We start from the raw sequence: 14,445 nt of genomic DNA, 5'->3' as shown, positions 1-14,445 counted from the left end.
AAAAAATGAAGATTTATAATATAATCAGATAGTTATGAAGAAATGTAAATAGGAATATTTGAGAAGTAAAAAATATTTAGAAAGGCCCCTTTATTTAAGGGGCCTTGTTTTTTATGAACTGTAATTTGGGCGAACAACATACTCAATTGGATCTTCGAATCCGGCCTTTTGGAAGCCGCGAAGTCTAAGAGCACATGAATCGCATACTCCACAGGCCTTATCGCCACGGGCGTAGCAAGAAAATGAAGAGACAAGTGGTGCTCCAAGTTCTTTAGCCTTGAGAACGATCTCATGCTTTTTCATATCAATGACAGGAGTTGAAATGGAAATGTCGCCATCTTTTGTTCCAACGGCAATGAGATTGTTGTAGGCCGCATAATATTCTTTACGACAGTCTGGATAACCTGAAGAATCTTCTTCAACGGCACCAATATAGATTTTCTTAGCACCAACGACCTCTGACCAACTCACGGCCATGGCGATGATATGGGTATTTCTAAAAGGGACGTAGCTATCAGGGATTTCATTGCTATCACCTTGGTATTCTTTAACTTCAATTGAAGAGTCCGTTAGGGAAGAACCACCAATTTGACTTAAAAAACTAACATCAATAACTTTACGTCTAGAAACTGGAACATTGTAAAATTCAGCGATTTCATTGAAGCACTGAAGTTCCCGTTCTTCTGTTTTTTGACCATAGTTCAAATGGAGAAAAGCTAGCTTTTCATGTTTTTCATTAGCAATGGCAGCAGTCACTAGAGAGTCCATCCCTCCACTGACAAGAACGACTGCGAGATCTTTTGATTTTTCTGTCACTATAATTCCTTTAGGCTTTGTCGGCTTGTTCTTTGATGAAATTCAAGATTTCATCAGTCTTGGCCATGGCCTTTTTCTTCTTCTCTTCTAGAGAACCTTCATTTTCTTGGATCATAATATAAAATTTGATTTTAGGTTCTGTTCCTGAAGGTCTTAGGTAGATTTTATCACCATTCTCAAAGTTGAAGCCTAAAACATTACTCTGAGGGAGGTCAAGCTTCCATGTCTTGTCGCTTGTAAAACTTACTGCTTTTTGTGCTTGATAGTCTTCGAGATAATCAACTTCAAGTCCAGCAAAAGTCCCTGTATTCATTGAGCGAAATAGCTCCATGATGCGACCAATCTTCTCGGCTCCTTCTTTACCTTGGTAAACAAGATTAAGGAGAGTCTCATTAGAGAATCCGAATTCTTCATAGATTTTATCGAGGGCCTCGACAAGATTGAGTCCTTGAGTTTTGTAGTGAAGAGCGATTTCGGCCATAAGAGTTACTGAGTGAACTCCGTCTTTATCTCTCACAAATTCGTTAGGAAGGTATCCAAATGATTCCTCAGTTCCAAAGATAAAGTTTCTCTCTGGTTGCTCAGTTTCAATCTTATTCATTAGTCCACAGATCCATTTAAAACCTGTAAGTGTATTTTCTGTTTCGACTCCAAAGTGAGATGCAATCTTTTCTTGAAGTGGAGTAGTAACAATTGTTTTAACAAAATATGGATTTGTCGGAAGTTGACCATTTGCTTTTAAAGTACTGATCACATAGTGGAGCATGAGAATACCAATTTGGTTTCCATTGATGTAGACCACTTCGCCATTGTGTTTAAGAGCAACTCCAAGTCTATCAGTATCAGGATCTGAACCCATAACAATATCACCGTTTTCTTGATTCATAAGATCAACGGCCATTTTTAGTGCACTTGGGTTTTCTGGATTTGGCGAGCTTACAGTAGGGAAAGTTCCATCTGGTTGTGCTTGTTCTTCTACTACGAGAACGTTTTCCATTCCCATATCTTTAAGAGCGCGCGTACAAGGAATCAGTCCTGTTCCATGAATTGGTGTGTAGACGATTTTAAGATCGTTACCTTTTTCTTTACAAAGCTGTGGGTTCACAACTTTAGAGAGAATTGCTTCGTAGTACTTATCTTCAACATCTGTTCCAACCCAGTGGATCAGTCCAGCTTTTTGAGCTTCCTCTAATGGAAGGAACTTGATTGTCGAGAAATCCTCAATAGAGTTGTAGTTATTGATAATATTTTTATCGTTAGGTGGAGTTACTTGAGCTCCATCAGACCAATAAACTTTAAATCCGTTATACTCAGGTGGGTTGTGAGAAGCTGTTACCATAACTCCAGCGTCGGCATCGTGGTGACGAACACTAAAAGAGAGAAGGGCAACTGGATTGAGTCTTTCATAAATATAAGCGTGAACGCCGTTACCAGCAAAAACGCAAGCTGCTTCTTCTGCTAATTCTCTTGACCAGATTCTCGAGTCGTAAGAGATGGCGATTTTAAGAACATCTTTATTCTTTTCTTTTCCAACACGGATCACTTCGTTACAAAGAGCTTGGGAAGCTTTTCTAACAGTGTAGTGATTGATGCGATTAAGCCCAGCTCCGCGAATCGATCGCATACCACCGGTACCAAACTCTAAGTTTTTATAAAATCTCTCTGTGAGTTCTTTTTCATCGTTATTATCAATGAGTGTTTGAATTTCATTTCTCGACTCTTCGTCAAAATATGAATTAGAGGCCCATGCCTTGGCACTTGATAGAATTTGCTGATCCATCACTTCGTTCCTTTTTCTTAAGGTTTTTTGGCTTAAAATTAGACGGTCGATTGTCGCAAATGGGCCGCATTTTGTCTAATGAAGTGAATATAATTGACTCGTTGAGTAATACTTCGAAATAACGTTGAAAATATGATGGTCATCAATTAACAAATGGTATCTCATGGTATAAATAGATATTGCGAAAAAGACGAAAAGAAATTTACTGATAAAGAGAAGTTTAAAAGGAGAATTTTTATGGCCAATAAGGACATGAAACACCCAAAAAACGTTGCTGGAGCTTGGTACTGTACTGACCCTGATGACGATAATGGAGAGGGATGTATTGCCTGTAACGTTTGTTATACAGGTGCACCAGATTTCTTTGCTGAAGATGAAGATGGTAACGCTTACGTTTTAAAGCAACCAGAAACAGATGAAGAAAAAGAGCTGTGTGAAGAGCAGATGGATGCTTGTCCAGTTGCTTCAATTGGTAACGACGGCTAGTCTTACTGATCAAAGTTTTGATTTCTAGGCCTCTTCTCGAGGCCTTTTTTTTTCTTGAAGTTTCCTTTAGGCAAATATTTCAGTTGGTTATGGGCCCTCAATAGGTTAAAATTAATTAAAATTATTACGATTAGTGTCATATATTTTATTAACTTAATCAGTCAAAAGAGGTAAGCATGAGCTTTAATCCGACGGATACTCAGCTTGTGGGAACGATTCTTTTTGCAATCGCTATCATCCACACGTTTCTAGTATCAAAATTTCAACATTTGGCCCACAAGTATCCAGTAGGGTCTATTAAAGAAAATCTTTTCCACTTTCTAGGTGAAGTTGAAGCTGTCTTTGGTATATGGGCAGGTCTTTTCATTTGTTACCTAGGGGCAACACAAGGTCTTATGGTTGTTGATGAATCAACACATAAGGTGATTGGTGGTGCTGTTAAGTACCTCGAGTCACTTAACTACACTGAGCCAGCGTTCGTTTTTGTTATTATGTGTATTGCGGGAACGAGACCAGTTATCGTTTTTGCTGAGAAAATTATTACTATTATCGCTAAGGTTGTTCCCCTTCCAGGGAAGATGGCCTTCTATATTACTTCATTAGTTATAGGTCCAATTCTTGGATCATTCATTACTGAGCCAGCAGCAATGACGGTTACAGCAATGATTCTTCTCGACTATTTCTTCTCTGGAGAGATGTCGAAGAAATTTAAGTACATCACAATCGGGCTTCTCTTTGTAAACGTTTCTATTGGTGGAACGCTTACTCACTTTGCAGCACCTCCAGTTCTTATGGTTGCTTCGAAGTGGCACTGGGATATGACTCACATGTTTACAGCATTTGGATATAAGTCTGTAATTGCAATTCTCGTTTCAACTCTTACTGTTGCTTTTATGTTTAAAAGTGAACTGACTGGTAAGCTTGAGATTAAGCAAAAGCACGAGAACTGGCTTGAGCCAACTTGGTGGATGATTGCTGTTCACTGTCTTTTCATGCTTATGGTTGTTATTACAGCTCACCACATGGTTTTCTTCCTAGGTCTTTTCCTATTCTTCCTAGGTTTTGCGGCCATTACAACAGAATACCAAGATGAGTTAAAACTAAAAGAATCACTTCTTGTTGGTTTCTTCCTTGGTGGTCTTGTAACTCTTGGAGCTCAACAAGCTTGGTGGCTACAACCAATTCTTGGAAAACTTCCAGACCTTCCACTATTCTTTGGAGCTACAGCTCTTACAGCTATCACTGATAACGCTGCTCTTACATATCTTGGTTCACTTGTTGAGCTGACTGATACAGCGAAATACAGTCTTGTTGCTGGTGCTGTTGCCGGTGGTGGTCTAACTGTTATTGCTAACGCGCCAAACCCTGCAGGTTTTGGTATCCTAAAAGACTCATTTGGTGAAGATGGGATTAACCCACTTTATCTTCTTGCAGGAGCGATTGGTCCAACTCTTGTTGCCATGTTCTTCCTAGAGATTTTACCAACTCTAGGTGCAGCAACTCACTAAAAAAGAAAAAAGAAAGGGCCCTTAATTGGGCCCTTTTTTATTTGCAGATAATTTCAGAATCACCAATATCGGCTATAATCTTATTTGTTTTCACGTCTAAGACATAACCATGAGAGTTTCCACCATCACATGAATCCTCATAAGTGTAGTAGGCCCTATAATCTGTTTGGCTCGGTCCTCTAAACTCACTCATATAAATGGCCTTCTGGCAGTCACTTCTTTCAAAACCTTCCTCTTCAAATGGAGCAAAAATCTCATCAGTTAGATCTGTTACCCAGCCCTCTGTTTCGATAACAAATTCTTTGCTTTCTTCGATTTGATAGAGTGATTTATATTCAAGTTCGTTAAGGCATGTGTTTGCCATAGAGGCGAGTGGTGCTAGAGCTAAAAGTGTGATTAAGATTTTCATTGTGATCTCCCTGTCATTTTTTAGTGTTTATAACAGGGAGATTAAAAGAATTAAAATAGATTGATGTTATTTTCGCTATATAAAAATTAGATTGAAAGATATGTCTTACCAAGGTTCTCTTCAACCATGCTATCTTCCAGTGGAGTGGCCCTATACCATGTTCCTTTGAGCTGACCTTTCTCTTTCATCACATCTGTCTGTCTCTCTTCCCAGGCCCCTGATTCACTCTTCCAATAATGTGCCCCTTTGTCGATTAAATCGATCTCTTCTTGGGTTTGTGAGCTTTGAAAGTAGGGAGAGTTTTGACCGGTGGCCACAACTGTTTGGCAGCCTGTGATTTTTGCAAAAGATTTGGCAAAGAAAGTTGAAACATTGCAGGCATAAAACTGAGCGATGCAGAGATCACAAAAGCGGATCGTCCCTTTTCTCATGGCCTCTTTCATATCCTTTTCAAGTGTTCTTGTTCCAATTTTTGCAATCTTCTCAGGAGCGACTGATTGATTAACATAGATACCGTTAAATCCTTTTTGTCCTGAAAGTCCATGGCCTTCACCTTTTCTGCCGCCTGAGCGCCATCCGTGTGAAACTGAAGTTATTTTTGGAATACAGCCCTTAGCACTTGTGTACTCTTCGAGTGCCTTAATGAAGTACTTTCCATTTTTCCAGCTCTTTTTAAGAGCATAATTTTTCTTTGCTAGAATTGTTCGAAAGGCCCCTTCGTTTTCGTTTCCCTTTTTAACGAGAGCGAGTCCGATATTACTTCCTTCAAATTGAGTAAGGCCTAGTTCATCGACGACTTCTTGAATTCCCATTTCTTTGATGAAAGCTTCACGGTAGGCAATGGCCTCGGGCCTTTGTTCTATATCGGCCGGCAGTCCCTTGGCGTGACCGTTACTAAAGACTTTTGTCATATATCTTTGGACAAGAGTGCTCAAAAGATCTGCATGAGCAACGCCACTGATAGAAAGTGTTGCTAAGAGAATGATGTGATTAATTTTCAAAATGCCCTCCCTCATTAGAAGGGCAATTTGTAACATGAACTCTAAATTAGAGTATATTTATTGAATTATTTACAAGATGATGTAACTATCTGATTTAATTACAGATGTATCCGGTAGCTAGCACTCTACGAAGCGAGCCTTGAGAGAGATTATCGTTGATATACATCGTATCAGCATCTCTTTCCCCTGCAAGATTTCTAGCGTGAACTGTTGCAAGTTCCATACTTCCTTCTTCATTTCTTCCTTCAAATTTTCCAACGGGTTTACAGTCTTTAGGCTTAGTCATGACAACCTTTACTTCTTCACCGTTACTTGTCAGTTCATCCATTGGTAGAGCGCAAGAGGCGAGTAGGGCCATAAGAGCAATAATTGAGAGATTTCTTTTCATTCCATATTCCTTGGTTGTAGGTGTCGTCTTTTACCTTTCTTTAAAAGATTAAGCTTCTCCTTTATTCTATTAGAAGGAGAATTTATGAATAAAATTAAATTAACATTAATATTGTGCCTTTTTACGTGTTCTTCTTATGCTAGAGAGTTTAGCCTTGCATTTGAAGCAAAGAAAGATGAGGTCGAATATTTCCAAGTGCGAAATGAAATAAAGCTCCTGCGCTCCAAAAAAGTATGTCCAGATGCTCAATATGCTCAGATCAAAAGGACATGGGAATGTCGAAAAGTGACAAAAGAGCTTCTTAAATGTGCGGCCGATTTTATATGTGAATATCCTATGAGTAAGAATGCTAAGAGTTTTGATATGAGAAGACTTTTGGCCAAAATGATGTCCCTACCGGTGGGAAGTTCAAAAGTTAAAACTCTGGTTTCTGCCAATAAGAGTTCTACATTTCTTGGCAATTTAGAGCGCATCGACTTTTCTAAAACAAAGGATGAACAGAAGGGGACTTTTGGTCCACAGGAACTTCGCGTTCAAAAAATAGTTGTCGAAGAAAGCGAGAAAGAAAAGAGAAAAGAAAATGTTTTCTATCTTGATGATGGAAAGGAAAAGACGACTTCTCTAGAAAAATTTGCTGAAGAAAACTTTGTAAAAAAAGAAGAGACAATCTCGGAAGATGAAGTTCAAGTTGATCTAAATTCTCTTATGGGATCGCAGGAAGAACCAGCGAAAGATATTTTTAAAGAGGCGGAACAAGTAAAAAAAGCTTCAAAAGAAAAAGAGAGTAAGAACGAAAAATCGAACTTTGATTTTCTAAACTTCACTGCTTCTTATATTCAAATTTATGATGGCGTTACAAGTCTTTCTTCAATGGATGGAGCTTGGACACCTTTTTACTGGTTTAGTGAACAAATTGGACTTCGAGGGCGTTTCGGTCTTCATCAATTTGAAATTGAGTTAAGCGCGACGGAAAAAGAAAGATTCAATGTTATAGATATGTCGGCCTTTTTCATTTTCCGCTTAGATCATCTCTACTTAGAAGCAGGTTATGGTATGCAAAAGTGGTCGAGTACAATTTCTGCTTCGCCATCCGTTTTCTCGCTTGGCGCCGGATATTATTTTACCAAACCGCTTCTTGGATATGTAGACCGTTTGATTTTTAATTATAATTCAGTGTCGAGTGACGAAGGAGCCAACGAAATTCTTTTAGGTTTTGGTATTGATTTATAAGGAAGTTATTTAGTTAGATAATGGTGGACGCAGCAAGGATTGAACTTGCGACCCCTGTCGAGTCAGGACAGTGCTCTCCCACTGAGCTATGCGTCCACTAAATAGGTGAAAGTAAATATAATAGATATCTTAATCTCTCGTCAACTGCATTTTTTCCCTTTCTATAACTCGCTGGGCCTAAATGATATCCCTTCGTGGCCTTAAGCTCCTAAGAAGAGTAGAATCTTCTCTATGAAAAAACGATTAGACTCATCACTTATGCGCCTTTTAGGGCGTCAGTTTGTAGAATTTGGCCACTATTACTTTGGTGCCATTATTTGCTTATTCTTCACTCACTATATTCAATCAAAGCTTCCATTTTACGCTAAGGAATTGGCCGACATTGTTCAAACGGGAGCTGACTCAATTGATACGAAGAAATTCTTTTTCTTGGCCTTAGGAATTATAGTTTTTAGAACATCATCTAGACTTCTGTTTTTCTATCCGGCTCGCGTTATGCAAAAGAATTTACGTGTTGAATTACTTTCACGTCTAGAAAGAGCCCTTCCTGCTAGGTACCGAGAGTATTCTTCTGGTCAACTCTTTCAAGTTCTTGGAAGTGATATGGAAGAAATTCGCGCGATGATTGGATTTGCTCTTTTACAGGTTGGAAATATTGTTGTTGCCATGTCCGTTCTCATTCCAAAGGTCATGAGCTTTAATGAGAACCTTGTCATTGCGCTATTGCCACTACTTTTGGCCTTTTTACTTTTTACTTATATCGTTTCTAAAAACCGTCACTACTATAGAAAGACGCAAGATCTTCAAGGTGAAGTACAAAACTTTATTATGGAATCTTATGTTGGTAAGAAGACCATTAAAAACTATCACGCAGAAAAGGCCTTTATTGAATTATTTAAGGCCCACTCTTTTAGAGAGTTAATCAATTTCTATAAGGCCGGAGCGAGAATTTCTTTTGCCATGCCTTTTGTTCCTCTTGGGGTCGGGATCTCTCTTTTATGGGGAGCTCATATCATTAAAGTGCAAGACCTTGGTGCTTCATCTCTTGTTCTCTTTTCAGGTTTTGTTTTTCTCTTTCTAGAGCCTCTGATGTTTCTCTCGTGGATTGGCGTTGTCTTTACGAGAAGTCATGGTGCATGGGCAAGAATTAGAGAGCTTGTTAAGACAATTGATACTGAAGCACAGATGGAGAATACACTTGTTACTTTAAATGAGAGCCGTCCAAATTTTCTCATTCCTTTTTGGGAAAAAGAAATTGAAATGGATCTTAAGAAAGGTCAGTGGAGTGTTCTTATTGGAAAGACCGGTTGTGGAAAAAGTGAACTCATGAATCGCGTTGCAACTGTTCTTGCTAAGAGAAAAGAGAATATGAGCTATGTTGCTCAAGCTCCCTATCTTTATAATGACTCTCTTTTGGCCAATATCTTTTTAGGTCAAGAACCAACGGTTGATAAAATTGATGAAGCTTATGAGTTATTAAAACTCTTTGGTCTAGACTATCTTGCTAATGATCGCGACTCACTTCTTTCAATGGAAGTTGGAGAAAATGGAAAGAGACTTTCCGGTGGGCAACAGAAGAGACTCTGTCTTATTCGCTCTCTTATGAGTGGTGCCGAGACGATTCTATGGGATGATCCATTTTCATCAGTTGATCTCATCTTAGAAAAACAAATTGTCACTAAACTTCGTCAAATGGAGTTTATGAAAGATAAAACGATTCTTCTTTCAAGCCATCGTCTTTCAACTGTTCGCATGAGCGATGAAGTTGTCTACTTAGAGAAAGATGAAGGAATTATTGAAAGAGTAAATGTTAATCAATTAACGGAAAAAAATTATGCAGGAAAAGTCCTTGAATATTTCGAAAATCAGATGGTCTGAGTTTTTCTTCTTCGAAGGAGGAAAGAAATACTTTAGTGTCATTCTCGTTTGTCTGTTAGGTTCGTCGGCCCTTGGGGCCTTGGTGCCAAGACTCATGGCCGAGCTTTCACGTACCTATGGAGATACAAGCGAATATTATAATTCGATTGAACTTCTTTTATTTCTTTTTATCGGTGTGTACTTGAACCGATCTCTTTATCAATTATTTGTTAATAAGTATGTTAGAGAGCTTGTTCAGGAAACGCGTACTAAGTGTTACCAGAAGTGGCTTTTAAATTACGATATTCAAACTGAAGATAAAACGCAGGCCGAACGTTATCCTCAAGGGGAAGTGCTTGCAAGAATTATGAACGATACAGAATCTCTGCGTGAACTCATCACATCGGGAACGTTTGGAATCTTCATTGATTTATTCTTTGTTCTTTCATGTCTTGTTAGTTTTATTAGTTTAAACCTCTATAGTGGAAGTTTCCTTGCTATTTCCGAAGTCGTTGCCTCTGTGATTTTAATCTATGGAAGTAAGTACATGCGATCAGTTTTTCTTAGTGTTAGACAAGCTCGCGGGAATCTATCTAAAACAGTGGCCAACCTTGTTGGTGGTTTACAAGAGTCTTATTTCACTCGCCACGAAAACTATGCCAGTAAAAAAGGGGAGAGAGTTTTTGATGACTTTCTTTTTAAGCAGTTAAAAGCAAATATTTGGGATGCTTCTTACTACTCTGTAGCAGAGTCTCTCTATCCAATGCTTTTGGCCTTAGTTGTTTTCATTTTTCCTTACTCAAAGATAGCGGAAGCGGCAATTGTCTTTGCTATTGTCGATCTCATTCAACGCTCCATTGGGCCTGTTAAAGATATTGCTTCAAAGATTGCCAATGTTCAGAGAGCGGCCTCAGGAATGATGCGAATGAGTGAATTTTTAAATGACCTAGATGATGGCCACTCATCTCCACTCGAATCTAATGGAGAGAAAGCTAATCTTTGTTCTTTCAGTGTCGATATCGATCGCTATCAATATCCACTTCGCTCAAAAGATTCAACGCCATTTGCCCTAAAGGATATTCACTTTAAGGCCTCTCGTGGAGAGTTGATTGGAATCGTAGGTCTCTCTGGTTCTGGTAAATCAACGCTTTTAAATATTCTTGCTGCCAATATCATTCCTGGACAGGCCAACCTTCTGTTGAGTTGCCAGTCGGGAGTTGAAATCAAATTTCCTGGCGATTCGATAGACGATGTTACTCGATATAGAGAACAGGTTGGAATCGTCTCTCAAGACTCTCATATTTTTACAGAGAGCGTTTTCTTCAATATCTCTATGAGAGAAGGCAGTCCGAGTGAGGAATTTACTAAGTTTTGGGATTGGATCAAAGAATCGATTCCCTACATTTCTCACTGGGGAATTGGACCAGAAACTGTCATAAGACCAAAAGATCTTTCAATGGGTCAAAAGCAACTAATCGCTGCAATTCGTTCATGTTACTTAAAAAAACCAATTGTTCTTTTCGATGAGGTTTCTTCAGGACTCGATGGTGATCTAGAACTTGCTCTTAGAAAAGTTGTCCTTCTCATTCAAGAGAACTCTTTAACTTTCATTGTTGCTCATAGAATTGAGACGATTATTGAATCCAATAGAATTCTTGTTATGGATCAAGGTCTATTGATAGCAGAGGGAACTCATCAAGAACTCAATCAATCGAATGATGTTTATAGGCAGTTTATATCAGAATTATCGCATTATTAATTTTTTTGAGTTATCATTTTGAAGACCTAGAATTTATCTAAAGGAGAACTTTTCAATGAAAAAGTCAAAAATGACGAGTCTATTTGGTTTAACAGCTCTTGCTGGACTTGTTTTTCTTTCTTGCACTAAGGAAGTTAAGTCAGGGCCAAACTTTATTTTTAAACCTGCTCCATCAAAAGGTGTTGTTGCTAAATTTGATGGAAAAAATATTACGATGGAAGAAGTACTTAAAGGTGCTGAAAACGAAATCTATGAAGCAGAAAAGAAAGTTTACGACCTTAAAATGGCTAAGCTTAAGGGATGGCTCATTGATCAAATGATGCAAAAAGACCCTAATAAAAAAGGTATGACAAACGATGAATACCTAAAAAAGCACATTGCTGGAACTGTTAAAGTTAGTGAAGAAGAAATTAAGGCCTTCATTAAGCAAAGACAAATTCCTGATCAATATATCAATCCGGAAATGACGGGAAGAATCACAAAATTTCTTATGGCCGAAAAAGAGAAAACGGCCATTGAAGATTGGTTCAATAAGAAGACGGCCAATATGCCTGTTGAAATTTATCTTAATAAGCCAACGAGACCAGTATTTGATGTGAAAGTTGGAGACGCTCCATTTGTTGGAAAGGCCGATGCTAAAGTTACGATTGTTGAATTCTCTGATTTCCAGTGCCCATTCTGTCAAAAGGGTGCAAAGGTAATGGATGAGATTAAAAAGAAATATGGGAATAAAGTAAAAATTGCTTTTAAAAACTTTCCACTTCCTTTTCATAAGAATGCCAAGACGGCCGCTGTTGCTGGTCTTTGTGCAAATGAGCAATCACCAGAAAAATTTTGGAAGCTTCACGATATGATGTTTGCTGATCAACAAAACCTCACAAATGAAGGACTCGTTGCTAAAGCAAAGACTCTTGGTCTTGATATGAAAAAATTCGAAGCTTGTTTATCAAGTAATAAATTTCTATCAAAAGTAGAGGCCGATAAGGCCGAAGGGCAAAAGGCCGGTGTTCAATCAACTCCTACATTCTTTATCAATGGAAAGATGATTAGTGGTGCTCAACCACTGGAAGTTTTTTCCGAGGAAATTGATCAAGAACTTTCTATGTAATTGAATTTTCTTTTTATATGAAAGGGCCTGGAAAATTACTTCCAGGCCTTTTTAGTTTCTGGTAACATGGTAGAATATATAAGTCATTCTAGGAAGGAATGAGGACTATTATGGATATATCAGATTACTCTCAAAGATTAGCGCAAACAAAGAAGAACTATGCTGAAACAGCAGAAAAACTGCGTGATTCCTATAAAAAAGATCTAAAAGATCTCGAGAAAACTCACGAGACTCAAAGAAAGAAACAATTAAATAATTACGAAGAATCGAAAACTCGTTTAGAAGAGCAAAACGAGGAAAATAACCGTCTTTATTCTAAGCAAACAAAAGAGGCGATTAATCAAAGAGCGAAGGCCTTTAGAGAAGGTCTGATGACTCAAAGAGATGATTTTGAGAAAGATCGTCAAACAATTAAAGAAAACTTTGATTCAAGGCTTAGCGAGCTTAGAGATAATTACTCTAAGACGAGTAAGGAAAAAGAGAAGTTCTATAACGTTAAAATGGATTCAGCGAGAGAAAATTATGACGACCGTCTTAATCGTCTTGAGTCTGGATATAACGATAGCTTTAAAACTCTCGATCGCGAAACAGATCGTAAATTTTCTCAGTTTCAAGGTGAGCAGGCCGCTGAAAAGAGAAGGCTCATTAGTAATGCTAATTCAGAGATTAGAGAACTCGTTAAAGATGGTTCTGTGAGACAAACAAAGGTTAATAATCAGCATCAAAAAGATATTCAAAATCTTCGAGAGTCTCAAGAAAGCGAAATGGCACAATTAAAAGAGTACCAATCGAGACAAACAGATAATATTAGAAGATTAAAAAATAACGAAAACCAAGCTCTTCAAAAGAATTTTCAGCGATTAACTGAAAATGTCGGAGAGAGAAATAAAAAATTACGTCGCTCTGAAGTAAGAGAGAATGCCGCTAATTTTGAGCGTCTTGAAAAGGCGCATGCTAAGCAGCTCAATCAACAAAGAAAAGAGATGACGGCAAAAGTTAGTGGTGGTGGAAAAGAAGATCATTTTAACCACCAAATCAATAACATGCGTGATGGCTATGAAGATCGTATTAAAAATATCTACGATACGATGGATGAGAATAGCTTTAAAACTCAAGTTGATAAAGAAAGAATGGCCGAGGCCTTTCAAGAGTCGAGCCGTGCTCAATCTGAAAAGCATGGAAAGCAAGTTGCGGATCTTAAAAAAGAATTTGGTGAGTTTAAAGTGACAACTTTAAGTGAGGCCAATGAGAAAAGTGAAAAGGCCATCAACGATTATAAGAAAGAGATTTTGAAAACGCGTGCTGAAAACGAGGAACAAACCATTCGCTCTCGTAATCAATTCAAAAAAACTCTTGGACGTGAAAGAGAGTATTTTGGAAACGTCGTTAATGAAATTAATGAAAAAAATAGTGAAGCTTTCAATAAGCTACAAGCACAGCATTCAAAAGAGTCTTCTGAATTTATCGAAACGACAAAGAGAAATCATGCTCTTGAAATGAGTCAGCTTCGAGAAGAGGGAAAGAGAGAACTTTCACTCAAAGAAGAAAGCCTCATGGAAAGAAATGAGCAATTACAAAATAAGAATTCACAGATCGTAGAGCAATATGAAAAGAAGCTCACTGTTCTTCGTAAGAAAGCACATGAAGAAATTGATCGTCTTAAAACTCTTGCAGAGCAACAAAGAGAACAAGAGAGAATGGACGGAAGAAATGCTCTTGATTCTAAAGTTCGTGAATTTGAAAAAGAGAAGATTGAAATGAAGCATCTCTATGAAAAAAGACTAAGTGATGCAAAAGATTATGCTGAGAAGCAAGTTACACAACTTGTTGAAAAATATGAGACACTTCTCAATCGTGAAAGAGATGAGATGAAATCCAAAATGGACATGAAGCTCAAAGAGTCTCAAGCAAATTATGACAAGCTTTATCAATTGAATGAAATTGAAAAGGCGACGATGAAAAGTCAATTCGAATCGAGAATCGATGAGCTTAAAGAAGCTCATGCTCAAGTTCTTGATGAAAGAAATAACGAATATAAGTCAAATTTTCAAAAGGCCTAGGCTTTCTCGCTACAAAGCTTGATCGTTTAATGATATCCTTTTA

The 14,445-nt window shown here is 38.0% G+C and carries 12 protein-coding genes and 1 tRNA gene; 7 read left to right on the top strand and 6 right to left on the bottom strand.

Annotated features, from left to right (window positions below; genetic code table 11):
- Positions 1-111 precede the first annotated feature (111 nt).
- Together queC and HBN50_RS11180 are read right to left on the bottom strand one after the other, a co-directional pair.
- A complete protein-coding gene (gene queC, locus HBN50_RS11185; RefSeq protein WP_273870033.1) occupies positions 112-816 on the bottom strand; it encodes a 7-cyano-7-deazaguanine synthase QueC in 705 nt (234 codons plus the stop codon).
- Positions 817-826: 10 nt separating this feature from the next.
- Positions 827-2,596, bottom strand: a complete 1,770-nt coding sequence (locus tag HBN50_RS11180) for a phospho-sugar mutase (RefSeq protein ID WP_273870031.1) — start codon at positions 2,594-2,596, stop codon at positions 827-829.
- A gap of 237 nt (positions 2,597-2,833) precedes the next feature.
- Here HBN50_RS11180 and HBN50_RS11175 point away from each other — a divergent pair, with 237 nt between their 5' ends.
- Positions 2,834-3,082, top strand: coding sequence for a ferredoxin (locus HBN50_RS11175; protein ID WP_273870030.1), 249 nt, complete (start codon positions 2,834-2,836; stop codon positions 3,080-3,082).
- A gap of 176 nt (positions 3,083-3,258) precedes the next feature.
- A complete protein-coding gene (locus HBN50_RS11170) occupies positions 3,259-4,590 on the top strand; it encodes a putative Na+/H+ antiporter (RefSeq protein WP_273870029.1) in 1,332 nt (443 codons plus the stop codon).
- Between the two features lie 37 nt (positions 4,591-4,627).
- On the opposite strand, the gene HBN50_RS11165 is transcribed toward HBN50_RS11170, so the two are convergent.
- The 3 genes from HBN50_RS11165 to HBN50_RS11155 form a co-directional block, all read right to left on the bottom strand.
- Complete coding sequence (locus HBN50_RS11165) at positions 4,628-4,999, bottom strand: hypothetical protein (RefSeq protein WP_273870027.1); 372 nt, start codon at positions 4,997-4,999, stop codon at positions 4,628-4,630.
- Between the two features lie 86 nt (positions 5,000-5,085).
- Entirely contained in the window at positions 5,086-6,000 is a 915-nt protein-coding gene (locus tag HBN50_RS11160; protein ID WP_273870026.1) for a hypothetical protein, read from the bottom strand.
- A gap of 94 nt (positions 6,001-6,094) precedes the next feature.
- Positions 6,095-6,388 (bottom strand): hypothetical protein, encoded by a 294-nt coding sequence (locus HBN50_RS11155; protein WP_273870023.1) that lies wholly within the window; start codon positions 6,386-6,388, stop codon positions 6,095-6,097.
- 84 nt (positions 6,389-6,472) lie between these two features.
- On the opposite strand from HBN50_RS11155, the gene HBN50_RS11150 reads away from it, so the two are divergent.
- Positions 6,473-7,618, top strand: a complete 1,146-nt coding sequence (locus tag HBN50_RS11150) for a hypothetical protein (protein ID WP_273870022.1) — start codon at positions 6,473-6,475, stop codon at positions 7,616-7,618.
- Positions 7,619-7,639: 21 nt separating this feature from the next.
- Here HBN50_RS11150 and HBN50_RS11145 read toward each other — a convergent pair.
- Positions 7,640-7,714, bottom strand: a tRNA-Val gene (locus HBN50_RS11145).
- A 135-nt stretch (positions 7,715-7,849) separates the two neighbouring features.
- Here HBN50_RS11145 and HBN50_RS11140 point away from each other — a divergent pair.
- The 4 genes from HBN50_RS11140 (at position 7,850) to HBN50_RS11125 (ending at position 14,402) form a co-directional block, all read left to right on the top strand.
- On the top strand, positions 7,850-9,496 hold the full coding sequence (locus tag HBN50_RS11140) for an ABC transporter transmembrane domain-containing protein (protein WP_273870021.1): 1,647 nt from the start codon (positions 7,850-7,852) through the stop codon (positions 9,494-9,496).
- A complete protein-coding gene (locus HBN50_RS11135) occupies positions 9,468-11,234 on the top strand; it encodes an ATP-binding cassette domain-containing protein (protein WP_273870019.1) in 1,767 nt (588 codons plus the stop codon). The genes HBN50_RS11140 and HBN50_RS11135 overlap by 29 nt, the downstream gene beginning before the upstream one ends.
- 55 nt (positions 11,235-11,289) lie before the next feature.
- Positions 11,290-12,342: a DsbA family protein gene (locus HBN50_RS11130; protein WP_273870017.1), complete on the top strand. Its 1,053-nt coding sequence runs from the start codon at positions 11,290-11,292 to the stop codon at positions 12,340-12,342.
- A 110-nt stretch (positions 12,343-12,452) separates the two neighbouring features.
- Complete coding sequence (locus HBN50_RS11125; RefSeq protein ID WP_273870014.1) at positions 12,453-14,402, top strand: hypothetical protein; 1,950 nt, start codon at positions 12,453-12,455, stop codon at positions 14,400-14,402.
- Positions 14,403-14,445 lie beyond the last annotated feature (43 nt).

The sequence above is a fragment of the Halobacteriovorax sp. GB3 genome, from assembly GCF_028649655.1.
Taxonomy (GTDB): domain Bacteria; phylum Bdellovibrionota; class Bacteriovoracia; order Bacteriovoracales; family Bacteriovoracaceae; genus BSW11-IV.
The sequence above is the reverse complement of the archived record's forward strand: the minus strand, read 5'-3'. Positions and strand labels throughout refer to the sequence as shown.